Consider the following 26,384-nt stretch of genomic DNA (forward strand, 5'->3'; position numbering starts at 1 on the left):
GTGAATATTTTAGAATTTTGCATTGATACCAAACATCCATGTACGCGCCTGCGGGAAATATCCCTGATCGATTCCCGTCAGCTTCGGATCGGCTGAGCCCATTTCGGGATCGAGGCCGCTGTATTTAGTGACCGTGAAAAGATTCTGCGCGCCTACATACAACCTTACCTGCTTGATTTTCGCCTTTTGCAGCAACTCTCCCGGCAAGCTGTAACCCAGCTGAATATTCTTCATGCGCAGGTACGAACCGTCCTCGACGAAATACTGGGACACATTGGTATTCAACCCCGCATTCTGCGAGATCTTGTAATATTGGTTGGTAGTTCCCGGGCCATTCCATGCCTTTTCGAGGAAACCTTTCGGTGCATTGTACCATCCGGTACCCGATTCGGTATCATACCGGAGGATGTTCATTACATCGTTCCCCTGCGAGCCCTGCACGAATGCGCTGATATCAAATCCTTTGTAAGCCGCATTCACCGTAAGCCCGTAAATGAAGTCCGGCCATGGGTTCCCGATTTTCGTACGGTCGTCAGCGTTAAGCAACTGGTCGCCATTGATGTTTTTGAAACGGATATCTCCTGCTGTCGAAAGGCCTTTCTGTGCACTGGCATTAACCTCATCCGGCGTTTGGAAAATACCGTCCGTTTGCCATCCGAAATAGTAGCCCACGGGCATTCCTTCTTCGGTTTTGGTGATGGTTTCACCCAAATGCGCGGTCGAATAAATCGGCTCACCGCCTCCGAGCGTGGTTACCTTATTGGAGAAAGTCGACAGCGTAGCTTTGATACCATATTGAAAACCAGCCACTTCGTCGTCATACCCGATCGCAAAATCCCAGCCCTTATTCACCATCTTGCCCGCATTCGACCAGGGGAAATTGGGATAACCCAACGTGGTCGGCAGAGGTACGATGAGCAGCATATTATCCACTGCTTTTTTGAAATAATCCGCAGTTAACGTCAGTTTGTTATTCAAAAACGCGAGATCTACTCCAATGTCGGTCTGATTGGACGTTTCCCATTGCAGCATCGGATTCCCTATACTGCCGCGGCCGGCACCCATGTACCAGGTTTTGTTATCCCCGAAAAGATAGCGGCTGTTGTTGCCGTAGGTCGACAGGTATGCACCATTGGCAACATTCTGGTTACCAATCTGCCCGTAGCTGGCCCGTAACTTACCTTCTGAAAGCCATTTCAAGCCTGCGTCTTTGAAAAATTCCTCATTGGTAAAATTCCAGGCGGCCGACACCGAAGGAAACGTACCCCAGCGGTAATCCTTCGCAAACCGGGAAGTACCATCACGACGCACATTGGCCGTCAACACATATTTTCCGCCAAACGAATAGCTTACCCTTCCAAAATAGGAGTTCAATGCATTGGAATAAGTATAGCCCGAGGCGCCCGGATTGATCGTAGCGGCGTTGATAATCCGCATATCTTCCTCATTATTAACGGCTCCTTGCTTGGAAGCGCCGTACTCCAATCCTTTTGTGAGCTCCGCCGAGGTACCCGCGAGGACATTCAGGCGATGCTGCCCCCAGACCTCGTCAAAGGCGAGCGTATTTTCCCAAACGAAATAGTTGGACCAATAGGAATAGTTGCTGATCGTGTTGTAGGTCGCGTAATCGTACCCATTGAGGTAGTATTGGGGGGTGAAGCCCTTAGAAAGGCCCCGGTGAATATCGAGACCAAAGTTGCTTCGGAATTTAAGCGGTTCCAGGATTTTCACTTCCAGGTTCGCGCCGCCCTTCATACTGATCCCCTCCCAGATACTCTGCCGCATCCGCTCGATTTGCCCTACCGGATTTGGCTTGTTGGAATACAATACACCTGCGTACCGCGAAAACGGGTTGCTGGCATCGTAGCCCTGCATGATCGTCTGGTAAAAAGATGGAATATCACGAAGATTATCACGGTAAACAGGCGTGATCGGATCGGCAGTCATGGCACTGAAAATCGTTCCGGAATACGGGTTGTTTTCATCGATATTGCGGCGACTTTCGTACACCACGGCAATGTTGCTACCCAGGCGTACCCGCTCGTTGATATCCGCATTCACATTGTTACGCCACGAAATCCGGCGATAATCGGAACCACGAACGATCCCTTTTTGATCCATATAGCCCAATGCCGAGGCAAAATCAACCTTTTTGCTGCCGCCGGAAACGGTGATATTATAACTCTGTACCGGCGCATTTTCATGGATAATCTGCTTCCACCAGTCGGTACCGTTGGCGCCTGTGTTCGTCCGCACGAAGTTGAGCGCCTGGGTTTTCATGTCCGGGGAGATCGGCGGGGTAACGCCCACAGCCTCGGCCGCGCGGTTCTTATAGTTGATAAATTCCTCTGCATTCAGCATATGCGGACGCTTCCATGGCGACTGCAAACCGTAGTAACTATCAAACGAAACGCTCATTGCTTCCGATTTGGAGCCTTTTTTGGTAGTGATAATCACCAGACCATTCGAGGCGCGCGAACCGTAAATGGCAGCCGCGGATGCATCCTTGTGAATATCCATGGTCTCGATATCATTCGGGTTCAACCATCCTATACCTGTCTGGGGGAGCCCGTCGACAATGTAGAGCGGCTCATTGGAGTTATTGATCGAACCGATCCCCCGTATACGCACGATACCCGCGGAGCCCGGGCTCCCGCTCGACTGCGTCACCATCACGCCCGCAGCCTTCCCCTGCAAAGCGTCCGTTGCGGATCGCACGGGCATATTTCGGATCTCATCACTTCCTATCGAGGCCACCGAACCCGTCACATCCTTTTTTGAAACGGTACCATATCCTACCACGACGACTTCCGAAAGCGACTTCGAATCCGTCGAAAGTTTCATATCTACTACTGAGCGGTTATCCACCGGCGCCTCAGCCGACAGGTAGCCAATAAATGAAAAGACCAAGGTCGCGTTCTCAGGCACATTCGAAAGTTCATACCGACCTTCCCCATTGGTAGTTGTGCCTGTACCAGAACCTTTTACAATCACACTGGCGCCCGGTAACGGCTCGCCGGAAACCGCGTCGACCACTACCCCGGAGACCGTCAGCGCGACATTCGCTACCTTGCGTTCCGCCGCTCCCTTTAACAAGGATGCTAGGGTATTCACCGGCTGTGTCACCTGCAATTGACCGGTCGGCTGCGATTCCAGCGGTGCTTTCCGCTCCGAGTCAGGCCGGTCACCAGTCTTTTCAGTAGATTCATCTTTAATGTAGATCACATAAAAATTGTCACGCAATTTCTTAAAAGCCAGATTATTCGGTTCCAGGATCTTACGCAGTGAATGTTCCAGCGAGCCAGTCTTGCCGGATTCCTTTACGGTTTTACCGTTGACATAGCCTGAATTATACAAAAAGGACACATTGAACTGCTTTTCCAGCTCACGAAGTTTCGATTCCAGGGTTACTGCCTGGCGTGGGCGCGAGTCGACACCGGGGCTGACGCGGCCTGAGGCGACCCCGGCTAGCACGCTCCCGTCGAGTCTCGATAGCGCGACGTTCTGCGCATGCACCACAAACACGGCGCAGCAGCAAATGGCGATCAGGTTAAGAGTAGTGATCAGTCGTTTCATAGGCAAAAGGGCTTTAACAGGGTTTGTTTAAATGGCCAAAATCCGAACGCGTACCATATTATTTCGCGATTCTAAACATAGAGTACCGTTTCATTCGGCTTACCGCCACGCGGAATGCAACTTTTTTCTAAAAATTTTTAACAGTGCAAAATCATCGAATTAAGAAGTATCTATTTATCTCAATTTCAAATATAAAATTTGATTTTTAAGACAATTAATAAATTAAATTATAAACTTCTCATAGGAATATATGTCAGTTTTATACCTTCAGTTCTCGATTACAGCTCCTGATCTAAAAACTTTCCTGACCTGTTAAATACAACACCTGACCTTTTGACCTAATGACTTTCCTGACTCTGCGATTTCATAACTATGTGCCTTATTCGGATCTGGGTGCAATGACTAACTGGTCGCCGTCGCGCGTGATGGTTACAGCGGATGCCTCGGCAATACCCTGCAGAAGCAGGTCGACATTGTCCGTCGGGACGGAGCCAGAAATCTGGCGATCGAGCAGTTCGGGCCGGCTGGCTTCTGTTTCCAGGCCATAGGTATCCCGCAATATCCCCGCGACCTCCCGGAGTGAAGTATTTTTAAAAACAAGTTTATGGTCTTTCCATGCAGAATAGAGACCTTTTTCTACACGCTCTCGCTGGTAATCAGATGGTTTTTTATGAAACTGGATCATTTCGCCTGGCCTAAGGACCAGCGTGTCACTTTCTGAGTCACCCAGGTTGCAACGGACTTTCCCTTCGTCGAGGACGATTCGTGTGCCGCTCTCACGCTTGCTGATATTGAACTGGGTACCCAGCACGTCGAGGCTGAAATCAGCTCCTGTACGTACGCGAAACTTCCGGTGGTCTCTGGTATGAACTACCTTGAAGTACCCCTCGCCTTCCAGCCGTACCTCGCGCAATTCCGGCCATTCAGTATCGTATGAAAGCACTGAGTTTCCATTCAAAGTCACTTCCGAACCGTCGGGCAATATCAGTACCCGCGTTTCTCCAAAGCCGGTGCGTTCGGTAACGCGGCCTTTTTGTTGCTGAAACACATACAAGCCGATTCCAGCGACAATCAGCAATAGCACCGCTGCCGCGATTTTTCCCCAGCCAAACCAGCCGGACTTACCAGCCGGCGATTCTTCCAGCCATTCGTGAGATTCTGCATTCGCGGTCAGTATCCGGGCAAAAATTTTATCCTCTAATGCCGACAAGCCATCTGCAGACAGCCTATCCGTTAACGCCGGGCGCGCCTCCGCCGAGCGGTACCAGGCTTCCAGTTCCTCTGCCTCCGCGGACGAGTTCTGTCCCCTCTTGTCATTTTCCAGTAAATACAGCAAGCGATCTTTGTCCATTCGTCTATATACTTCTCCGCTTTTGATATAGTAACATTCCGGCGCGGTTACCGCCACGGCCAGCGCAGTTTTTTCTTCTAGGGGTATAAATCCCACATTTCCAGCACAATCCACGCCCAGGCAAATTCTTTCAGATTTTCACGCAAGATTTTCAGTGCCCGCCCCATTTGCTTTTCGACTGTATCGACGGGAATTTGTTCCTGTTCGGCAATCTCCTTGTAGGTTAGATGCTCCTTCCTGCTGAGCAGGTACACTTTTCGCAATTTCTCCGGCAGTTTCTGAACACTACTTTCCAGCGCGCGGGCGAGCTCCTCATAATGCAGGCGATCTTCGATATAGTTGTTTTCGTCACCCGGCATTTGTAGTAGATGCTCGAGATAAGCGTCCCTGATTTTGCGGGAACGGATAAGGTTATAAATGCTATACCGCAGCGCGCCGAACAGGTAGGCTTCGAGCGATACCGAAATTAGCAGCGTTTCGCGTTTGACCCAGAGATCCACGAAAATTTCCTGGATCATTTCCTCGCTTTCTTCACGCAACAGGATCCGCCGGTACGCGGCGTCGAAGAGCCTGCGCCAGTATTTACGGTACAAGGCGGCAAAAGCCTCACTATCGCCTGTTTGCATACGGGCGAGCAAAATATCGTCGGTGCTATTTGGGTTTTCGGGAGCGATGGTTGTAAGAAAGGGTTTGGAGCCCGCAAGTTCGCTGATCCGTCGGTTAAAACCGATGGTAGTTGGTGAGAATTTTAACAATTTTTGGGACAACAGGATCTTTATGTAACCGTTATTGAAGTATTACAAACCTCAAACAAACCTTTCGAAATGAGAACATTATCTGCACTTTTTGTGATGGTACTTTGCTGCACCGCGGCCAGTTTTGCACAGGCTCCCGACCAGAAGATCGGCTACGTCGACCAGCAGCACATTCTTGAAAATATGCCCGAATTCAAGAAACTAAATGAAGAGATCGTCGTCAAGAGCGATCAATACGATAAGATTCTGAAAGGGAAATACGAGGAATTCAAACTCAAATCCGATGCCTTCGACAAACTCGTCGCCAGCAAGGCCGATCAAGCCATTCTGCGGGACAAGGCCATCGAGCTCGAAAACCTGAAAAAGTCCTATGAAGATTTCGAGGCCAATTCCATGGCCCAATTGCGCGATTATTACGCCAAACAGTTTGAGCCCATCAAACAAAAAGTCAATGAGGCCATCATCTTCGCCGGTCGGCAGAAAGGTTATGCCTTCCTGCTCCGCATGGACCTCAACCCCAATGGCGGCGACCTCTGGCCCGTCGTCCTCTACGCCCGCGATTCCACCTCCAACCTGACATCCGATATCATGAAGAACCTGGGAATAAACGCCGCGGCCGCATCCACACGCAAGGTGGGGCTCCCGCAGCTGTTGAAGCGATGAACGCCGGATAACATTACATTAAAGAGCCTTCTTTACCGAAGGCTTTTTTCGTTTCCGATAAATAAATATAAAAGCTTACGGTTGAAAAAATCAATTATCACTACGCTTTCGAGCTCAACCAGGGTATAGATTACAATTCCTGACCAAAGTCAGTTTTTCACACGTCTTTCCGTCATCCGTTCGGCTGATCGTATGCTCCAATTTTGGACAAGGTTTAATCCAGACCATGACCATGAGCATATTGACGGCCCCGGAGGCCATTTCCGATACACGACATGCCTGCTACCATTGCGGCGAGGAATGCCGCGATGAAGTCCTGCACGCCGACGACCACGATTTTTGCTGCGACGGCTGTCTGACCGTCTACAGCGTTTTGAAAGACAGTGATCTTTGTCAGTATTATGCGATCGAAGGTGCGCAGGGCATTTCGCCGGATCCGACTTTTTACAAAGGCAAGTACGACCATCTCGATCAGCCCGAAGTGCATGACAAGATGATCGAGTTCACGGACGGGCACCTGACCACCGTGTACTGGTACCTTCCGAAAATGCATTGCAGCTCGTGTATCTGGCTGCTCGAACACCTTTATCGCCTCAACCCAGCAGTGCGAAGCTCGGTGGTGAACTTTCCCGAAAAAAAGGTTAGAATTACATTCGACGCGCCCGCATTGCGGCTAAGCGAACTGGCCGCGCTGCTTACGCGCATCGGGTATGAGCCTTACCTGAGCATGGATGATTTGTCGGGTAAGAAAGCCGGCAAATGGAACCGCACCCGGCTTTACAAAATCGGCATTGCAGGCTTTGCATTCGGGAATATTATGATGCTCAGCTTTCCCGAATATTTCCATTTGGGGCAGAATACTTCGGATCAAAATCTTCGTACACTTTTCGGTATTCTTAACCTCGCGTTGAGCTTGCCGGTTCTGTTTTACTGCGCGGCGGACTTCTACAAATCGGCCTGGTCGGCACTGAAAGGGCGTTATCTGAACATCGACGCACCGATTGCCCTCGCATTGAGCTGCGTTTTTCTGATCAGCATTTACCAGCTCGCCACGCAAACCGGCCCCGGATATCTGGATTCATTTGCCGGAGCCGTGTTTTTTATGCTCGTAGGCCGGTATTTCCAGGACAAGACTTACGCCGGCGTTTCGTTTGACCGCGACTACAAATCGTATTTCCCGATCGCCATTTCCATCCTGAGCGACGGCATTGAAGAACGCAAACCTATTACCGACCTGCAAAAAGGGGACCGGATGCTGGTCAGAAATGAAGAACTGATCCCGGCCGATGCCGTGCTGCAAAGCCCGGTGGCGATGGTCGATTACAGCTTCGTCTCCGGCGAATCGCAGCCGGTCGAAAGACGGAAAGGCGATACTATCTACGCAGGAGGCAAGCAAAAAGGTGCGTCCATCGAACTGGAAGTATTGCGGGAGGTTTCCCAAAGCTATCTGACGCAACTTTGGAATAATGAGGCATTTGCCCGTGAGAAAGACGATACCAACAAATCGCTGGCGGCACGTATTAACCGCTACTTCTCGCTGATCGTGCTGGGTATTGCGGCAGTCACTTTTGCGTTCTGGTTTTTTGTCAATAACAACCCGGAAACCGCATTCCTCGCGTTCACCACCACGCTGCTGGTGGCTTGCCCGTGCGCATTGCTGCTTTCATCCACCTTCACAAACGGGAATCTGCTGAGCGTTTTCAGCCGTAACCGTTTTTATCCTAAAAATGCGCACAGCATCGAACGGCTGGCGCAGATCGACGCGGTAGTTTTTGACAAAACAGGCACTATTACCCTGCCCGACGACGCGGAAATCGATTTTACAGGTGAACCATCGACGTGGGATGAGCTGGTGATGATCAAAACCCTGGTAGGCCAATCCTCCCATCCATTGAGCAGACTGATATCGAAGCATTTGGCCGATGTGCCCGCCAGCCGGCGCGTTCTGACAGGCTTTTCGGAAGCGAGCGGCAAGGGCATGGCCGCACAATGGGGGGTACGAATGGTGAAAGTGGGATCCGCTGGCTGGGTTGGAGCGGTCAGCGACGAGGAAAGTACCGGGCAGTCGAGCCGGGTATATGTGGCTATCGACGAGATCGTAAAGGGTTATTTCACGATCCGCAGCAAATACCGGCCCGAGCTGCCCGAAACGCTTTCCGCATTGCGTCAAGCAGGTATCCGCACCTACCTCCTTTCCGGCGACCGCCCTACCGACCGCGATTTGCTCGCCCCGCTCTTCGGGGAGAACGCATTGCTGCTTTTTAACCAGAAACCGGAGCAAAAGCTGGATTTCGTGCGCGGATTGCAACAAGAAGGCCGCCATGTGCTCATGGTGGGCGATGGACTGAACGACGCCGGCGCATTGCGCCAGAGCGACGTCGGACTGGCCGTTTCGGATGATATCAACAACTTCTCCCCTTCCTGCGACGCAATCGTCGAAGGCAACCAGCTCAGGTTGCTGCCGGGATACATCGCCCTTGCCCGCAGCGGCCAGCGTATCATCCGTGAAAGCTTTGCTATTTCATTGATCTACAACATAGTGGGACTATCCTTTGCGGTAACAGGCCACCTCTCGCCGGTCATTGCTGCCATTCTGATGCCGGTCAGTTCCATTACGATTGTGGCGTTTACCACGGTTGCAAGTAATGCCGCAGCGCGGCGACATCTCAGAAAACTGACCAATGTCATAAAACGGACGTAGCAATCATCATCCTTTACCAGCCGCACCGCCGGTAGTTTTGACCTATCAAAAACACCTAACCAATCCTCATCATGAGTGCATTATATCTATTGATCATCGCCAGTTTACTGGTGGCGCTGGGATTCCTGGGCGCATTCATCTGGTCGGTGCGGAAGGGCCACTACGACGACGATTACACGCCTTCCGTCCGCATCCTGCTCGACGACTCCGAAAAGCCATAACCCCCAGAACCTGAACTGATTTTTACCATTTATCACCACCAAGTTATGTCAAACGTTCCCCATCCCGGCCTCGCCTCCGTTGAGTTGGATGAATTTCAATACGACAACCGCATTGTCCGGGATTTCGCCATCGCCACCATCCTGTTCGGACTCATCGGCATGCTCGTGGGCTTGCTGGCCGCATTGCAGCTGGTTTTCCCAAACCTGAATTTTGATCTGCCCTTCCTGACATTCAGCCGCATCCGGCCACTGCATACTAACGCGGTGATTTTCGCATTCGTCGGAAACGGCTTTTTTACCGGGCTCTACTATTCTGTTCCGCGCGTGTTGCGGACGCCCATCTGGAGTCCTGTCCTGAGCCGCTTCCACTTCTGGGCGTGGCAGGCTATCATCCTTGGCGCGGCCATTTCGTTGCCCATGGGTTTTACCACTTCCAAAGAGTACGCGGAGTTGGAATGGCCGTTTGACATTGCGATTGCCGTAGTTTGGGTTTCCGCATTGGTGAACATCATCATGACCACCATTAATCGCCGCGTGGAGCATATTTATGCCGCGGTATGGTTCTACATCGCCTCTTTCGTAACCGTCGCCATGCTACACGTTGTAAACAGCGTGGAGCTCCCGATCTCATTTATGAAAAGCTACTCTGTGTACGCCGGTGTGCAGGATGCATTGGTACAATGGTGGTACGGACATAATGCGGTCGCATTCTTCCTGACAACCCCTTACCTGGGCTTGATGTACTACTTCCTGCCCAAAGCGGCCAACCGGCCAATTTACTCCTACCGGCTTTCGATCGTACACTTCTGGGCACTGATATTCCTTTACATCTGGGCCGGCCCTCACCACTTGCTATACACCGCATTGCCTGAGTGGGCCCAAACGCTTGGTACGGTGTTCTCGGTAATGCTTATCGCGCCGTCGTGGGGCGGTATGATGAACGGACTGATGACGCTCCGTGGTGCCTGGGACAAAGTACGTGAAGACGTGGTACTGAAATTCATGGTGGTAGCGATTACCGCTTACGGTATGGCCACTTTCGAAGGCCCGATGCTGTCTTTAAAAAATGTAAACGCCATTGCCCACTACACCGACTGGATCGTGGCACACGTACACGTAGGTGCGCTCGGGTGGAACGGTTTCCTTACTTTCGGTATTCTCTACTGGCTTTTTCCGCGCCTGTATAACCGCCCGTTGTATTCTACCAAAGCTGCTAATTTCCACTTCTGGATCGGTACGCTGGGTATCATTTTCTATACCATCCCCATGTATTGGGCTGGCTGGGTACAGAGCTCGATGTGGAAAGAGTTTACTCAGGAAGGTCTTTTGAAATATCCTAACTTCCTTGAAACCGTAACGGCTCTCAAACCACTGTATTTCCTCCGCGGCGTTGGTGGCTCCTTGTATCTGGTGGGTTTTGTAGTGATGATCTACAACCTCTGGATGACCGCCCTGAAAGGCAAGCTCGTAGCTACCGAAACCGCCAAAGCCATGCCATTGAATGCGATCTGGCATGCCGAAAAGAGCGAATACTGGCACCGCCGCTTAATGGAGCGCAAGCCTTTGGCATTAACCATATTCTCCCTGATAGCCGTCGCAATCGGCGGGATGATCGAGATGATCCCTACGTTCCTCGTGGAATCCAACGTGCCTACCATCGCGAGTGTAAAACCTTACACGCCGCTGGAATTGCAGGGACGCGACATTTATGTCCGTGAGGGCTGCTACGTGTGCCATACGCAGATGATCCGTCCGTTCAGATCCGAGATCGAGCGGTTCGGGGAGTATTCCAAATCCGGGGAGTTTGTCTATGACCACCCGCACCAATGGGGCTCCAAACGCACCGGCCCGGATTTGCAGCGCGTAGGCGGCAAGTACCCCGATTCCTGGCATTACAACCACATGGAAGATCCTACATCGATGTCGCCGGGCTCCATTATGCCGCGCTACGGCTGGCTGCTCGAAAACGATCTGGATACGACCACAACCCAAGCGAAGATCAAAGCCATGCAAACACTCGGTGTCCCTTATGAAAAAGGATACGAGCACCAGGCCAATGCCGATCTCGTGAAGCAGGAACAGGAAATCCAGGAACGCCTGAAACAAAGCGGCATCAAAACCGCAGCGAATAAGGAGATTATCGCGCTGATTGCGTACATGCAACGACTTGGGACTGATATTAAAAAATGATTGAATGACCGAATGACTGAATGACTGAATAACATATTGTCGATGTCCTCATTCAAATTCCTTCATTCGGTCATTCAGTCATTCAATCATTCAAAATTGACTATTCATGAAATTCCGGAATTACCTCGAAACCATAGCGGGTGTAGGCATTTACCCCCTCATATCCCTGCTGATCTTTTTTGTTTTCTTCGTCGGCCTGCTCATTTATGTGTGGGGCCTTGATAAAAGAAAGCTCGACAAAATGCGGAGCATTCCGCTGAACGACGGCGTTGCGAAAAAGACAATATTATCTCTGCTTTTGCTCGCGTGCATCGCATTACCTGCCTCAGCGCAGGAGACCACCGAGCCGGTACGCGCTATCACCGGGTTCGACCTCCTCCTCTGCGTGGTGCTTGCGGCACTGGTTTTCATCATGATCCAGCTGGCGGTCCTGCTGGCCTCTGCCATGCGGTTGCTCAACAAATCCGCACAGGCATCCAACCAGGAGCCGACACACATTTTCAGCGCGCATTGGTGGAAGAAATTCAGGGGTATCGGTGTGGCATTGCATGATGAAAAGCAAATCCTGATCGACGGCCATGACTACGATGGTATCCAGGAACTGGATAACCGGATGCCCCCCTGGCTGCAATTCCTGTTCTATACTACGGTGTTCTTTGCGGTGGTTTATTCAGCTTATTATTTCAGCGGCCTGGGCGACTTGCAAATCGCTGAACTTGATAAGGAAATAGCTGTCGCCGAGGCCGAGAAAAAGGCTTACATGGAAAAAGTAGGTGCCAGCATGGATGAAAACTCCGTTACGGCCCTGACCGACAAAGCGGGTGTCGAAGCCGGTATGAAGATATTTCAGGAAAAATGTACCGCCTGCCATGGAACCGAAGGTGGCGGTGCCGTAGGTCCCAACCTCACCGACGACTACTGGCTGCACGGCGGCGGTATTCAAAATGTATTCAAAGTGATCAAATATGGTGTACCCGAAAAAGGGATGATCTCCTGGGAAAAACAGCTTTCTCCAACCGACATCCAGAAGGTAGCGAGCTTCGTGCTGTCCCTTAAAGGCACCAAGCCAGCCAATGCTAAAGAACCGCAAGGAGAATTGGATGGAACTTCGGCTGCCGGCAATCAGCTGTCGGCGGCTGAGTAGGACTTCGGCGGTCGGCGGTAAGCAATGATGGCATTAAAAATAAAGTTCAAATGGGAAACCTAACCATTAACGAGTCGGATCAACAATCGCACAGCGAGCACCCAAAGGCAAAAGCCGAAGGCCGAAAGCCGACAGCTGAAAGCCGTCCGCTTTATCCCCAACGCCCGGCAGGCAAGTGGCATAACCGCCGCGTGGTATTCAGCATTGTGATCATCGCATTGCTGTTCGTCACGCCGTTCATCCGTATCGGCGGACAGCCGCTGGTGCTATTGAATGTGCTTGAAAGGAAAATTATCCTCTTCGGCATCTTTATCGGGCCGCAGGATTATTGGCTTTTTGGACTTACGATGCTTTCGTTTTTCGTATTTATCGTGTTGTTCACCACTGTTTTCGGACGGTTATGGTGCGGTTGGGCTTGCCCGCAGACCGTTTTTATGGAAATGGTTTTCCGCAAAATCGAATATGCCATAGAAGGCGACGCCGGGAAGCAAAAGCTGCTGGACAAAGCACCATGGAATTCGGAAAAAATCCTGAAAAAGGGCTTAAAATACGCCATTTTCCTGATCATCTCCTTTGCCATCGCCAACCTGCTATTGGCCTATGTGGTAGGTACCGACGAGCTCTACAAAATCATTTCAGAGCCTATTGAAAATCATATCGGCCTCTTTTCAGGCATTGTCATTTTCACCGCGGTGTTCTACTGGAACTTCGCGTGGCTGCGCGAGCAGGCCTGCACCGTGGTATGCCCATATGGCCGCCTGCAAAGCGTGCTGCTCGACCGAAACTCCATCAATGTGGCGTATGACCACGAACGTGGCGAGCCGAGAGGAAAATTGCACAAAGGTACCGACCGCACCGAAGGCGATTGTATCAATTGCTTCCAATGCGTGGCCGTATGCCCGACCGGCATCGATATCCGGAATGGCACCCAAATGGAATGCGTGAACTGCACTGCTTGCATTGATGCCTGCGATGCAATAATGGATAAAGTGGGATTCGACAGGGGACTCATCCGCTACACTTCCGAGAATGCGATCGAGAAGAAAACAGCCAAAGTGATCACCCCGCGGACATGGGGTTATGCGGCCGTGCTGCTATTGCTCTGGTCGGCATTGGGATTTGTTGTGGCTACCCGTACGGACACACAAACTACTCTTTTCCGCGCCCCAGGCAGCCGTTACATCGAAAACAGCGACGGCACGATCAGCAACCTGTACACTTTCAAGATATTTAATAAAACGAACCATATCATCAAACCCTCCCTCCACCTCGACACCCCGCAAGGAAAGCTTCTTTTCGCCGGATCACCTGATCTGACGCTCGAAGCTGCGGGGATGTCCGAGGGAACCGTGTTTGTGATTATTCCAAAATCTGAATTAAACACCCGGAAAACAGTACTAAAACTCTCGGTTTCACAGGGTAACCAACAGCTGGAAACCTTCGAAACGACATTCATCGCACCGGAAGAATAATATATTAACCTGTTTTATAAACACCATGAAAGTCAATTGGAAAGCACTTATTGCCGCCGTTTACATCAGCTTTGTATCGATGATACTGCTGCTGGTAGGAATGAGCGCCGGACAAAAAATCGATCTTGTCACAGATCACTACTACGAGGAAGAGCTGAAATTCCAGGGTAAGATCGACAAACTGCAGCGCGCCGCAGCATTAACGGAACCATTATCCTGGCAAATCAAGGATAATGCCTTACAAATCCGCTATCCGGCCATCTTCGCCGATTCAAGCATTTCGGGCCAGATCCGCATGTATTGCCCGTCGGACAACCGCAACGACCGCCAGTTCACAATCGACTCAAATGGTAATGGGCAGACCGTCGCATTGTCAGAGATTCCCGCGGGACGCTACAAAATCCAGGTCGACTGGAAAGGCGGCAGCGAGACCTATTGGAGCGAGGGTGTAATAGTAGTCGATCATAACAACCTTTGAACGATGATCACCGTTCTGCCCTACCTCGCCATTTCAATGGGGCTCGTCAGCAGCTTCCATTGCGTAGGCATGTGCGGGCCTATCGCGCTCGCATTGCCCGTGCATGAGGGCACGCGTACGCGCCAGATCACGGGTGTGCTGGTCTATAATGCAGGACGCACGCTTACGTACGCGGCGTTCGGCGTTATTATAGGTACTTTGGGCGCTTCACTGGCCTGGCTAGGCATACTGCGATATGCTTCCATGGCGGTCGGTATGGTTATGCTTGCTTACGTGTTCTGGCCATCGGTACTGGGTCAGCAGCTACATATGCCGTTGTTCTGGCAAAAAACAATCCATCGTTTGAGGCAAAAAATGGGACTCTATCTCAAAAGGGCCAATTTACCGGGTATGCTGCTGCTCGGCATGCTTAACGGCGCTATCCCTTGCGGAATGGTTTATATGGCGCTCGCGAGCTCGGTCGCCACCGGCAGTACCTGGGGCGGCGGCGCGTTTATGGCACTATTCGGACTGGGTACCATGCCTGCCATGCTCGCATTGGGCATTGTGAAGCAGCAGTTCACGCCCGCGCTGAGGACGCGCATCCGCAAGCTTACACCGCTGCTGGTGGCCATCGCAGGCATCTGGCTTGTAGCGCGCGGGGTCATGACCTCCTACCCCGATCATCCCAAGCCTTCCGCCGGAATTACAATCTGCCGCTGAACTGCTTGAACCGGCAGGCCGAATGACTTACCTTGCCGGCATGAAAACGTACAAAGCCATTATCCAGCTTACCTCGGACGATCCCAAAGTCCATCGCAGCATAATCCGGCAAATCGGTAACCTGCTTGCACATTTGGGCAAAACAGTTGATGTTCGTATCGTTTGCCACGGCTCGTCGATGCCATTTTGTACCGCAGGGAATGCGCTCGCCAGCGATATTGCGGCATTACTCAACCAGCATGTTACCATCGCCGCGTGCCGCAATATGCTTCTCGCCAACGGAATGGAAGCAACGGGCTTGATAGAGGGTATAGAAGTTATTCCATCCGGCATTGCCGAACTCGTAGTGTTGCAACAAGAAGGTTGGAGCTATATAAAAGCCGGTTAGAAGTCTGTTTTTTGCATGACCAAAGTCATGTTTTTCCCCTCCTGTCCTGGGTAGTTTTGGTCAATGATCTACATCAAAATTTTGACTAATGGACAAGGACCTGCTCTTTAAATATAACATCCCGGGGCCGCGCTACACCAGCTACCCGACCGTTCCTTACTGGCAGAAGACACCTCCCGCCGTCAGCAAATGGAAAGAGCTGGTACAAGATGCATTCTCGGTTTCGAACCAGAAAGAAGGTATCAGCCTGTACATCCATCTGCCATTCTGCGAGAGCCTTTGTACCTATTGCGGCTGTAATACGCGCATTACGATCAATCATGCGGTGGAAAACAAATATATCCAGGCCGTCTTGAAGGAATGGAAGATGTATTGCGAACTCTTTGGAGCAGAAAAACCGGTGATCCGGGAATTGCACCTGGGCGGCGGGACGCCTACTTTTTTCAGTCCGACCAACCTGGTGAAACTGGTGAACGGCCTGCTTTCCAATGCACTCGTACACGATGATGCCCGCTTCGGTTTCGAGGCGCATCCGGGGAATACCACTGATGCGCACCTGGAAGCACTGTATTCGGTCGGATTCCGCCGCATCAGCATTGGTGTGCAGGATTTTAATCCGGTGGTATTGGCCATCATCAACCGTCACCAGACTTTTGAACAGGTCAAACACCTCACATTGAAAGCGCGCGAAATTGGTTATACGTCGGTCAACTACGACATCGTGTATGGCCTGCCGCAGCAAAAAAACTGCTCCATGATGGAGACTATGCTGCGTGTAATCCGGCTGAAACCAGACCGTATCGCATTTTACAGCTATGCCCATGTACCCTGGATCAAACCGGGCCAGCGCAGCTACACTGAAAAAGACCTTCCCGATGCAGACCATAAAATTGCAATTTATGAAACGGGCCGGAATGCCCTGGAACTGGCCGGCTATGAGGACATCGGCATGGACCACTTTGCGCTCCGATCCGACGAACTTTACAAAGCAGCCAGGGAAGAACGGCTGCACCGGAATTTCATGGGCTATACCGATACCCGGACCCAGCTATTAATCGGCCTCGGTGCGTCGTCTATTTCCGATTCGTGGTGGGGATATGCCCAGAACGAAAAGAAGGTAGAAGACTATTACAAAAAGCTCGCTGCCAATGAGCTGCCTATTTTCCGCGGCCACGAGCAGAGCCGCGAAGATCTGATCCTGAGAAAGCACATTCTGCGATTGATGACCAATTTCGAAACCTCCTGGGGCAGCACCTCAGAAGTTTGTATGGAACTATACCAGGCGCTGGAAAGGCTTTCCGAAATGGAGTTCGACAGGCTGGTAGAAGTAGAACCTTTCCGCCTGAGGATCACCGAGAAAGGCAAGGCCTTCGTGCGTAATGTGTGCATGGCCTTTGATGCTCGCCTCTGGGCCGATTTACCCCAAACGACTCTTTTTAGTCAAACAGTTTAATGATAAATTCTTGCGGTGTTCACCTGTGTCCTGTACTTTGGTATGTTTGATACGGATATTTTAATTCATACGCAGGTAATGACACGGCACATCGAGATGCTGGATGCCCTGTTCAAGCACGCGACCGAAGGGATCGTGGTGGTGGACAAACAGGCAAACATTGTAATGCTTAACCCCAAGGCCAAAGAGCTTTTCGGCTACTCTGATCGCGAGCTGATCGGCAAGAAAGTCGAGACGCTGATCCCGCAGCGGTTCAACAGAAACCATGTGGGCTATCGCGACGAATACCTCGAAGCCCCTCGCGCTCGGGGTATGGGGCATATGATGGATCTTTTCGCCCGGCGCAAGGATGGCAGCGAGTTTCCCGTGGAGGTCAGCCTCAGCCCTTTTAAAACCAGCGACGGCGAGTTTGTCGTGAGTTTTGTGATTGACATTACTGAGCGCAAAAAGCAGGAAAGCCGTATTATCGAGGCTAATCTTGAAATACAAAAACTGAATGCCGAACTGGAAGTCCGTGTGCAGCAGCGCACGGAGGAACTGGCAGCGGCGATCAGGCGTATCGAGCAGTCGCAGGAGGAGGTCGTCCGGGCATTGACGAAGGAACGCGAGCTGAACAATATGAAAAGCCAGTTTGTAACCATTGCGTCGCACGAGTTCAGGACACCGCTCGCGACCATTCTGTCGTCGGCCTCGCTCATCGGCAGGTACTCGCGTACGGAAGATGAAGACAAGCGTCAGAAACACGTTCAGCGCATCAAATCGACCGTTACGAACCTTACCGAGATTCTCAATGACTTCCTGTCGATCGGCAAACTCGAAGAAGGCCGCATCCACTGCATTCCTGTGCTAACCGACTTGAACGCATTTTGCAAAAACCTGATTGAGGAGATTCGCGGGCTTTGCAAGGATGGCCAGGAGATGTTTGTAATCTATGACGGCGAAGCCCAGGCATGGCTCGACAAGCAGCTTTTGCGCAATGTCCTTTTCAACCTGCTTTCGAACGCGATCAAATACTCGGATCCCGGCAAATCCATCTTTTTGAGGGTCAAGAATTGGAGCGGACTGATCCGTATAGAGGTACAGGATCAGGGCATAGGCATTCCCCAGCAAGACCAGGGTCATATTTTCGACCGGTTTTTTCGCGCCAACAACGCCGGCAATGCGCAGGGAACGGGTCTCGGTCTCAACATCGTACAAAATTATATCGAGCTCATGGGCGGCACCGTCCGGTTCCAGAGCGAAATAGGCATGGGCACAACGTTTTTCGTAGAACTACCTAACCGCGAGCCGGCATCCGTTAAAATCGAATCCTGACACAAACAGTATCCAACTTGGAAACGAGAAAAATACTTTTAATAGAAGATAACCCCGAAATGCGGGAAAATACGGCCGAGATCCTGGAACTCGCCAATTACGAGGTGATCACCGCCCAAAACGGCAAAGAAGGCGTGCAACAGGCAGGCCAGCATAACCCCGACCTGATCATCTGCGACATTATGATGCCCGAACTCGACGGCTACGGTGTGCTGCATATGCTCGGCAAGGACGAGCGCACGGCCTCAATTCCGTTTATCTTCCTGACAGCCAAAGCAGAAAAGGAGGATTACCGCAAAGGCATGACCATGGGCGCCGACGATTATCTTACCAAACCTTACGACGACGTAGAGCTGCTGAATGCCGTCGAAATGCGCCTCAAAAAGAGCGACCGGCTGAAAAAGCAGTTCGAGCGTTCCGCGGAAGGCTTCGACCAGTTCATCAAGGAAGCCCAGGCCTTCGATCCGATCGTGAAACTTGCGGAGGACAAAAAGGTGAAAGTGCTACGAAAAAAAGAGACCATTTATACCGAAGGCAGTTTCCCGTCGCATGTGTATTTCCTGCAAAAAGGGAAGGTCAAGGCCTATAAATCCAACGAGAATGGCAAGGAGTACATCACCGACCTGCTCAAAGAGGGCGAGTTTTTCGGCTACCTCGATCTGCTGCAAGGTGCGCCTTATGAGGAAACAGCCATTGCGTTGGAAAAGTCGGAAGTTGCAATGATTCCGAAAGACGATTTTTTCAATCTGCTCCAAGGTAACCGGGAAGTCGCTTCCAAGTTCATTCGGATGCTTTCCAATGAGATCAAAGAGCGCGAAGAGCGGCTTTTACAACTCGCCTACAACTCTGTGCGGAAACGCGTGGCACAGGCACTGGTAATGCTTGTACAGCGTTACCAGGAAGACCGATCGAAGCCATTTTCCATGGCCGTTACCCGTGAGGATATTGCCTCGATGGTAGGAACCGCTACCGAAACCGTCATACGCACGCTTTCAGATTTCAAGGACGAACGCCTGGTGGATATGAAAGGCAGCCAGATTACGGTTTTGGAATATGAGAAGCTGGCGCGGATGCGAAATTAGAAATCTTTTTTCACCGTTGATAACTCATTGGTTCCGGCTGATCATTCCCTGGTTTTGGGGCAGAAATAGTTCATTTGCTTTTCCTAGTTTTGACAAGAACTTCATATAAATCTTTCAAACTATGGAACAAACAACCCCTACCAACGCACCAGAACCTGCGGAAGTACCTACCCCCGAAGAACGTCCGGAGAAGCTGACTTTCCCGATTCTGATCGCCAGAATGATGCAGACGCATCGTGACATCGAGGCGTATGAAAGAGGCGAAATGACATTAGAGGAACTTCATGCATTAGGCGTAAGGCTTGGTTGAAATTTATCCATACCAGCAATTTGGAGAATTATACCAATTCACCACGGCGCAAAATATCGCCGTTACTGTCCACGCGCCTTTGGACGGAAGGTGGTTCCCTAATAATCCCGAAATAGCGGGCGTTCATAGTTTTCTCATTAAAACAAACAAACCGTCCGCTGGCCTGGATGTCCGGCTCAGAAATACTGTGCTGGACATCCTGACTAATTTCCTGAATGAGAACGACGCCATAATTGTCTACTATTGCGATCCGTTTGACGGCAAAGGATACAAGCGATACCTTAAATTCAACAGATGGTTTGGCTTAATTGATGACTTGTCGATCGAAAAACAGGATAGACGAGTCATTGTCAAGGATTTGAAGATCGATGAGAGTGATCATCTTATCAAATCAGAACTAACCGTGTATGCTTCCATCCTACTCCGGAAGACCCATCCTGATTATGATGCTGCGATCAGTCTCTTCCATTCGGGTGATCTGGACAAAACAGGCAAGCTATGAAAGCCTGGCCTCAATCGCTTCCAACTGCGCCATCATCTCCTGCCGGTAAGCCACCGTTTGATTGGTAATTTCAGGGATCAGTTTTTTGTAGTAATTGATCCCTTCAAGCAAGTTGGCCCGGAATTTCGAGAAATATTTAGCCTTCTTATCGTTTAGCGCAGCAGCATGCCGCTCGACATCCTTCTTGAGATAATCCACATACAAATTCAGCTCGTTGATGAACATATTCGGCCGAAGTTGCTTGGAGAGCAGGTCTATTTTCCCATAGATATGTCCTACCATTTCGTCCAGCGAATAGATTCCCGAGAACCATGCCAGATTGGGTCCAGGGCAAATGGCTACCGCACTGTTCTCCCGCGGTTTAATCAGATGGTTTTTAATAAGGGCAGCCGTACTCAGTCCTTCACAAAGGCATAGCTTCTCGGTTACTGCGTTTATTTGCATTTGCAGGTCGGTTGGCTGCGGGTCGAGTGCGAGCAACTGTTTAATTTTCAGATTCTGATACTCACGCGAAGCCGTGCAGATCGGTTCACCGGTGAATTCGGTGTTTGAAACGAGATACCGCTTGTTGCACGGACTGCCAGGCCGGCCTTTTGCAATGCGTTCCAGACGCTGCTTTTCGGCCGTGCTGTTTTTGAAATTATTGAAAAGCACACCTAATGGCGATGAATCGCTCACATAATAGGCATCGCTATCTGCATTGGCCAGCTCATTCAAGGTGGTCTTATCTACGTTGGTAACCTCGGGAACCAGCAGGAACGGGCTTCCCCAACCTGTGGCTTCGATGCCGTAATGTTCCAGCAAAAAGGCATTTTCGGCTGCGGTACCAATGCCGCCCTGCACTGATATGCGCGTACGTGGCGCATGAATGAGCGTAATACCCTTACTTTGCAGCGCGGGTCCATACAGTGCGAGCAACTCGGTAAACATTTCATCGCGCCGGTTTTTGAACTCTTCCAGTACAGGCCCGAGCAGATTACCTTCCGTAGCAAATGCATGTCCGCCGCAATTAAGTCCCGATTCAATCCGGAATTCGGAAACCCAGATACCTTTCTTAGCCAGGAACTTCGCCTGAATCAATGCTGAACGGTAGTCGCTCACTTTCAGGATCACTTTTTTGCGAAAATTGCCCTCAGCGTCTGGGAAGAAATCGGCAAAAGCTTCGAGATAGCTGTACAAATGCGGGTTCATTCCCGCCGAGAGAATGATCGACGACGACAACCGGCTCAATGCAAAACCGCGCAGTGCAGCGAGCGCATCTGTATAAATATCATCGAGCAGATTCCCCTCGGAATCGGTGTTCATTTTATCCACCTTCGACATGATGTTCACATCGACACTGCCTGGCATAAGTAGAGCCCGTAGCGCGGACGCTTCTGCTTCCTTCTCCATACCGTCGGGCATGGCAAGCAGTGTTTCATACCTGGCTTTCAGCTCTGAATCTGCTGGCAGCAGACTGAAATAGCGATCGATATCACTCCCCGCGCCGAAGGGCTGGCTTTTCAGGCTTTCAAATTCCTCTTCCACAATATTTTGCATCAGGTCGAGGTAGGCAGTGATCCGACGGCTGCGATAATCCGGTTCGGATTTGGGGATGGGCGTATCATCGTCGCCGCGCTGGCGGGCATAATGTATGCGCATACGCTCGATCAGCTCGTCATCGACAATGGACGCGACAGAGGATATGCCGTATTTGGCGACCTTAATGGGAGTATCTATGGAGTATCCCAGCCCGAGGACCGGGATATGAAAAGTATGCGGCGTCATATCTGGATGAGGTCTTGATAATTCATCCAAAAGTACATGCCCACCGCTGCCGGAAAACTGACGCCGCTTAGTTATGATACTGAGAAACGTCATGCCCGTTCGGTCAGCTCATTTCTTTTTGGCCTTTTGCGGCCTGGAAGCCTCGGCCAGCTCATTCTCTTTCATCCTGTATGCAACTATACGTCCGATGAGGTCAAGCGGCAATGGATCCTTATCGGGCAGTTGAAGCGCCGATTTACTCATTTTATACTTCGAAAGCTCTGTTTTGAACTCATCCAGCAGCGCCTGACTGTAAGGGTATGACAGCGAAATGTGATGGGTAGCAGCCGAATAGTAGATCAGAAACCCAAAATACTTATAAGCCGGGATCTGGTAACTGATCACCTCCTCAGCATCCGGCGCTACTTCCCTGATGGCTTTGCGGATCGCATCCAACCGTGCTCTTTTCTCTCCCTGGAACGTGTCATGATACTCGTCTACGGATTTAAAATCTGTTTTTGCCATGCCGATTGTGTTGTTTTGATGAGTGTTTCCGTTGTTAAAAAGCGTGCAGGCAGTGGAATTTACCATTACAACCTTTTATCCAAGTAACTGAATTGCGATTATTTTATATTTTTAGAAATTTTCAACCAAAAGTCACAACACTAGCTACTAGTCAACGAGTTATAATATACAATGAAAAAATTTTGCTTTTACCTCTTCGCCCTGGTGATCTGCTGTTTGGCAGGTTGTAAAAAGGAAAAGGATTTAGATCCGGAAAAAACGTTGAAGGAAGACTTGTTTCTGAGATCGATAAAAGTCGCCGGCGCACGGGAGGTAACCATAGACACGGCCCGCAACTACATTCAGATCGTTCTTCCCGAAGGATACACGGATGATATTGTCGACTTGCAAGTCGACGCCGCACCCGGGGCTGAGCTGGTTTTAGACCCATGGAAAACGCTTTATAGTGCCGGCCATGTAAAATACCATTTCAGGGCCGCGTATCCTGAGAATTTCACCATGGTTGCCAAGAGCAGTAGCCGCACCAAATCGTACAAAGTTTTTGTGGAACAGGAAGGACCTCTGACTGCTGAATTAACTTCAGACTTGGATCTCCAGGTCGGCGACGCAAACACGGCGGCTGCTGTGGCCAAAATCCGTCTGAAATCCGGTGTGGGATCAGTACCAGAGCGTCCGGACCTGCAAGAGCAGATTGTACCATTCCTAAGAAACAGCTCTAAAAATGTCAACGTAAAGGGAAGTTTCGACAACGGCCTGGGCGTTATCTTTTTTGAAGATATTTTGAGTCTAATGGAAGCGGAAGGCACGGCTTTAAGTATTGAATATGGCGAAAAGGCCTTCTCCTTCCCGCAAAAGCTAAAACTGAAAAGAGCGAAGGTCTCTTTGTTTGTCGTTCAACCCGATCGCCTTTTCAGGGTATTTCAAACCGGCAAAACCATTGAATTTGATGGCGGCATATTTCTGAATTCTCAAAAGTATACATTAAAACTGCACAACGACGCGAGCTCGTCGGAAGTAACTCTTCCCGCTACGATTACCGACCTTTCTACGCTTAAAACACAATTTCCGGCCTCGATTGCTGATGGTCAATACAAAGTATCATTTTTCGAAAACACGCAGTTGATCACCCAGGCCGCAATCGTGATCGCACGGGATTCGACTGTCAAGGCAATCGGACAAATGTGGACGGGAGGCCAGGGCATCCCATGGGAGGAAATCTGGAAAACTCAACCCATGGCTATCTCGCGCGGACAAGAACTTTACGTAAATCCTTTTCCGGCGATCATAGATGCATCGGCCCAGCCGTTCGACAACAAGAAAAAGGTCCCCGACCTAGCATTGAAGCTAAACGGCAAGATTACAGTTCTGAAAGCAACTGTAAAAGAAGATCCTAAATACGCGGATAACTCGATAAGGATCTACTACGGTGCGTATCGCATTCCCGCCGATTTACTGCCTGGGCGGTACGAAGCAACGATGGTACTGGATAACAAGCAATACTCACTCCCTTATTGGAGCCGGGTCGAAATCCGTTAGCGCCTTGTTACTCACCTGCCAGCACCCAAAACGGACGCCAGTACCGATAAAAATTCCCTCTCGGAAAATGGCTTGCCCAACACTCCGTTGATGCCCAGATTCGCATAAAAGTCCTTGTCACGGTCGGACAGATCACCGGTAAAACCTATCACCGGCGTGGCAGCTTTTTGAGGATCCGGGTTGGTGCGGATTTGCCGGGTGAGTTCAGAACCATCCATACCGGGCATGTTGATGTCGGTAATCACGAGATCGTAGGGTTGCTTCTCAAACAGCTCGAGCGCATCGTCACCCGAGCCGACGAGGTCGTAAGAAAGCCCATGCTTTTCGAGTAATCTGCTCATTAGTACGAGGTTCAGCTTGGTATCGTCGGCAACGAGTACCTTTTTGCCCCGCAGCTCCACCTGCGTAGCTACTTGCGACCGGCTTCGGACAGCTTTCTGTTTTTCGGCCACCTGCATCGGAATCGCTATTTTGAACTCCGAGCCTTTCCCTAACACACTTTCGACCCAAATCTTCCCTCCATGCAACTCCACGATCCGCTTACATATCGCCAGCCCAAGCCCGGTGCCCTGCTTGCCTACCGAGGCGCCGTCTATCTGGCTGAAATCTTCAAAAATCTCCTTCAAATGCTCTTGCGCAATGCCAATACCCGAGTCCTTGACCCTTATTTTCAAGTACTTCTTCTGCCCGTCAGCATTTTCTAAACCGGCCTCCACCAGCACTTTACCATGGGCCGGCGTAAATTTGACCGCATTGCTCAGCAAATTGATCAGCACCTGTTTGATCCGGAACTCGTCCCCCGAAAGGCATACCGGCTGCCCAATATTGATTTGCGATACAATTTCAATATCCTTTTCACCCGCCAGGACGCTCATCATGGACACTACCTCATTCACAAGCTCCACCGGATTAAAAGCCTGATAATGCAGTGTCAGTTTACCTCGTTCCAATTTGGAAAAATCGAGCAGATCGTTCACCAGCGTCAGCAAAATCCGCGACGAACTCTGAATGGCTTCGACGCTTTCTTTCATCTGACCTTCGAGGCGATCGGTATCCATCAGTTGGGAAAAACCGATGATCGCGTTAAGCGGCGTTCGGATTTCATGCGTGACCTGCGCAAGAAACTCCCCTTTGTTTCTGGCCGCCTCGGTCGCCAACGCGGCATATCTGACGATCGTAACGTCGTTGCGGTACAGTTTGATGAGATTGCGGATGATGATGATCGTCATCAGTAATACCACGAAAGCACTGGCCCAGAAAAGGTGATTCACTTCCTCAATCTTGTCGGATGTTTCCGTCAGCAGCACCCCTCTGAACTTCCTGGCTTTTTCTTCTTCGGCAGCTTTCAGTGATTTGAGGGTCAATTGCAGGTTCGCAAACAGCTCTCCATTCAGGAACAATAACCTCTGCTCAGCCTCGTTCAATTCCCTTTTGACCCGATTGTACTCATCGTACCGGCTCAGATCGAGCTCACGCGCCATCAGGTACGGCATTACCAGCGAATCACGCTGGGTGATTACCTTCGTTTTTTCCTGGACCACTTCATCGCCCTGCTTGTTCGTAATCGCATCAGCCAGCCTTTTGAAAAGTCCCCGCTTCTTCTTTTGAGGATCCGTCAGTATTACCGAATCAACTTTGGAAGTCTTTTTTACGCGAATCGGCGCTGGCTTCGGCTTGGATTGTTCTTGCTGAATCTGCTCGCTGCGTTGCACCGAAAGTGCAAAAAGGCTGTCGACCATGATCTTCATCCGGATAAACTCTTCGTTGCTTTCCCGCTTACTTTCCATAAGCCCCGATAGTGCCGATGGCTGATGGGCACGTTCGCTTTCGAACTCATTAAGGATCCGGGAAACCGTCTGAAGTTCGCTGGTAAATGCCTTGAGGTAAGTAGAATCCTGTGTAATAATAAAGAGCCTGCTGTTGTTCTCGGCTACATAAAGAAGCGAAATGCATGTATCGACCTTCTGATAGCCATTCATATCCTTACGGAGTTCCTGAATGTTCGCTCGGATGGTTTGCGATTTGCCGCGCGTGAGCAACAGCATAAAAACGAAAGAGCCCAGTATGACGACCAGCAGGATGGTCCAGACAAAAAATGCCCTGGATAAGGTTCGGAAAGGAATTTTCATGATGTGTAAGTCTGTCGATTCTTCCCTGCTTCCCTGGAAAACCGATATTTTGAGGGTTGATAGCACAAAGGTAAAAAAGCGGACACAAAACACTGCCATGCCCTGCCACCTATTATTTAGTCTACAAAACCACTCGAATGAGTTAC

General features: G+C 50.5%; 21 protein-coding genes. 15 read left to right on the forward strand and 6 right to left on the reverse strand.

Annotated features, from left to right (window positions below):
* Positions 1 to 9: 9 nt before the first annotated feature.
* The 3 genes from AC2YIT_RS17290 to AC2YIT_RS17300 all read right to left on the reverse strand — a co-directional run bounded on the left by AC2YIT_RS17290 (position 10) and on the right by AC2YIT_RS17300 (position 5,682).
* Positions 10 to 3,576 (reverse strand): SusC/RagA family TonB-linked outer membrane protein, encoded by a 3,567-nt coding sequence (locus tag AC2YIT_RS17290; RefSeq protein ID WP_487279980.1) that lies wholly within the window; start codon positions 3,574 to 3,576, stop codon positions 10 to 12.
* Positions 3,577 to 3,955: 379 nt separating this feature from the next.
* The gene (locus AC2YIT_RS17295; protein WP_487279981.1) at positions 3,956 to 4,927 is read right to left on the reverse strand and encodes a FecR family protein; all 972 of its coding nucleotides are present in this window, start codon (positions 4,925 to 4,927) and stop codon (positions 3,956 to 3,958) included.
* Positions 4,928 to 5,004: 77 nt separating this feature from the next.
* The gene (locus AC2YIT_RS17300; RefSeq protein ID WP_430849055.1) at positions 5,005 to 5,682 is read right to left on the reverse strand and encodes an RNA polymerase sigma factor; all 678 of its coding nucleotides are present in this window, start codon (positions 5,680 to 5,682) and stop codon (positions 5,005 to 5,007) included.
* A 69-nt stretch (positions 5,683 to 5,751) separates the two neighbouring features.
* Here AC2YIT_RS17300 and AC2YIT_RS17305 point away from each other — a divergent pair, with 69 nt between their 5' ends.
* The 14 genes from AC2YIT_RS17305 to AC2YIT_RS17370 all read left to right on the forward strand — a co-directional run bounded on the left by AC2YIT_RS17305 (position 5,752) and on the right by AC2YIT_RS17370 (position 20,302).
* Positions 5,752 to 6,345: an OmpH/Skp family outer membrane protein gene (locus AC2YIT_RS17305; protein WP_487279982.1), complete on the forward strand. Its 594-nt coding sequence runs from the start codon at positions 5,752 to 5,754 to the stop codon at positions 6,343 to 6,345.
* Between the two features lie 232 nt (positions 6,346 to 6,577).
* Entirely contained in the window at positions 6,578 to 9,046 is a 2,469-nt protein-coding gene (locus AC2YIT_RS17310; protein ID WP_487279983.1) for a heavy metal translocating P-type ATPase, read from the forward strand.
* A gap of 71 nt (positions 9,047 to 9,117) precedes the next feature.
* On the forward strand, positions 9,118 to 9,267 hold the full coding sequence (ccoS, locus tag AC2YIT_RS17315) for a cbb3-type cytochrome oxidase assembly protein CcoS (protein ID WP_106596734.1): 150 nt from the start codon (positions 9,118 to 9,120) through the stop codon (positions 9,265 to 9,267).
* A gap of 45 nt (positions 9,268 to 9,312) precedes the next feature.
* Complete coding sequence (ccoN, locus tag AC2YIT_RS17320) at positions 9,313 to 11,457, forward strand: cytochrome-c oxidase, cbb3-type subunit I (protein ID WP_430849062.1); 2,145 nt, start codon at positions 9,313 to 9,315, stop codon at positions 11,455 to 11,457.
* Between the two features lie 106 nt (positions 11,458 to 11,563).
* Positions 11,564 to 12,601 (forward strand): cbb3-type cytochrome c oxidase N-terminal domain-containing protein, encoded by a 1,038-nt coding sequence (locus AC2YIT_RS17325; RefSeq protein ID WP_430849064.1) that lies wholly within the window; start codon positions 11,564 to 11,566, stop codon positions 12,599 to 12,601.
* 50 nt (positions 12,602 to 12,651) lie between these two features.
* Positions 12,652 to 14,073, forward strand: coding sequence for a cytochrome c oxidase accessory protein CcoG (ccoG, locus tag AC2YIT_RS17330; RefSeq protein WP_430849066.1), 1,422 nt, complete (start codon positions 12,652 to 12,654; stop codon positions 14,071 to 14,073).
* A gap of 25 nt (positions 14,074 to 14,098) precedes the next feature.
* A complete protein-coding gene (locus AC2YIT_RS17335; protein ID WP_487279984.1) occupies positions 14,099 to 14,551 on the forward strand; it encodes a FixH family protein in 453 nt (150 codons plus the stop codon).
* Positions 14,552 to 14,554: 3 nt separating this feature from the next.
* On the forward strand, positions 14,555 to 15,253 hold the full coding sequence (locus AC2YIT_RS17340) for a sulfite exporter TauE/SafE family protein (protein WP_487279985.1): 699 nt from the start codon (positions 14,555 to 14,557) through the stop codon (positions 15,251 to 15,253).
* 22 nt (positions 15,254 to 15,275) lie between these two features.
* Positions 15,276 to 15,641, forward strand: a complete 366-nt coding sequence (locus AC2YIT_RS17345; RefSeq protein ID WP_487279986.1) for a DsrE family protein — start codon at positions 15,276 to 15,278, stop codon at positions 15,639 to 15,641.
* A gap of 88 nt (positions 15,642 to 15,729) precedes the next feature.
* On the forward strand, positions 15,730 to 17,094 hold the full coding sequence (gene hemN, locus AC2YIT_RS17350) for an oxygen-independent coproporphyrinogen III oxidase (RefSeq protein WP_430849074.1): 1,365 nt from the start codon (positions 15,730 to 15,732) through the stop codon (positions 17,092 to 17,094).
* A 78-nt stretch (positions 17,095 to 17,172) separates the two neighbouring features.
* Positions 17,173 to 18,408, forward strand: a complete 1,236-nt coding sequence (locus tag AC2YIT_RS17355) for a PAS domain-containing sensor histidine kinase (protein ID WP_487279987.1) — start codon at positions 17,173 to 17,175, stop codon at positions 18,406 to 18,408.
* Between the two features lie 17 nt (positions 18,409 to 18,425).
* Complete coding sequence (locus tag AC2YIT_RS17360) at positions 18,426 to 19,490, forward strand: response regulator (RefSeq protein WP_487279988.1); 1,065 nt, start codon at positions 18,426 to 18,428, stop codon at positions 19,488 to 19,490.
* Between the two features lie 121 nt (positions 19,491 to 19,611).
* Positions 19,612 to 19,800, forward strand: a complete 189-nt coding sequence (locus AC2YIT_RS17365; RefSeq protein WP_430849080.1) for a hypothetical protein — start codon at positions 19,612 to 19,614, stop codon at positions 19,798 to 19,800.
* Positions 19,793 to 20,302, forward strand: a complete 510-nt coding sequence (locus AC2YIT_RS17370) for a DUF6169 family protein (protein ID WP_487279989.1) — start codon at positions 19,793 to 19,795, stop codon at positions 20,300 to 20,302. Before AC2YIT_RS17365 ends, AC2YIT_RS17370 begins: the two co-directional genes overlap by 8 nt.
* On the opposite strand, the gene AC2YIT_RS17375 is transcribed toward AC2YIT_RS17370, so the two are convergent.
* Together AC2YIT_RS17375 and AC2YIT_RS17380 are read right to left on the reverse strand one after the other, a co-directional pair.
* Entirely contained in the window at positions 20,297 to 22,069 is a 1,773-nt protein-coding gene (locus AC2YIT_RS17375; protein ID WP_487279990.1) for a hypothetical protein, read from the reverse strand. The two genes, AC2YIT_RS17370 and AC2YIT_RS17375, sit on opposite strands and share 6 nt — an antisense overlap.
* A gap of 108 nt (positions 22,070 to 22,177) precedes the next feature.
* Complete coding sequence (locus AC2YIT_RS17380) at positions 22,178 to 22,573, reverse strand: iron chaperone (RefSeq protein ID WP_487279991.1); 396 nt, start codon at positions 22,571 to 22,573, stop codon at positions 22,178 to 22,180.
* A 171-nt stretch (positions 22,574 to 22,744) separates the two neighbouring features.
* Between AC2YIT_RS17380 and AC2YIT_RS17385 the strand changes: the two genes are divergently transcribed.
* Positions 22,745 to 24,109, forward strand: coding sequence for a hypothetical protein (locus AC2YIT_RS17385; RefSeq protein ID WP_487279992.1), 1,365 nt, complete (start codon positions 22,745 to 22,747; stop codon positions 24,107 to 24,109).
* Positions 24,110 to 24,120: 11 nt separating this feature from the next.
* Here the strand turns inward: AC2YIT_RS17385 and AC2YIT_RS17390 are convergent, their stop codons facing one another.
* A complete protein-coding gene (locus AC2YIT_RS17390) occupies positions 24,121 to 26,238 on the reverse strand; it encodes an ATP-binding protein (RefSeq protein ID WP_430849091.1) in 2,118 nt (705 codons plus the stop codon).
* Positions 26,239 to 26,384: the final 146 nt, after the last annotated feature.

The sequence above is a fragment of the Dyadobacter sp. SRI_021 genome (assembly GCF_057586235.1).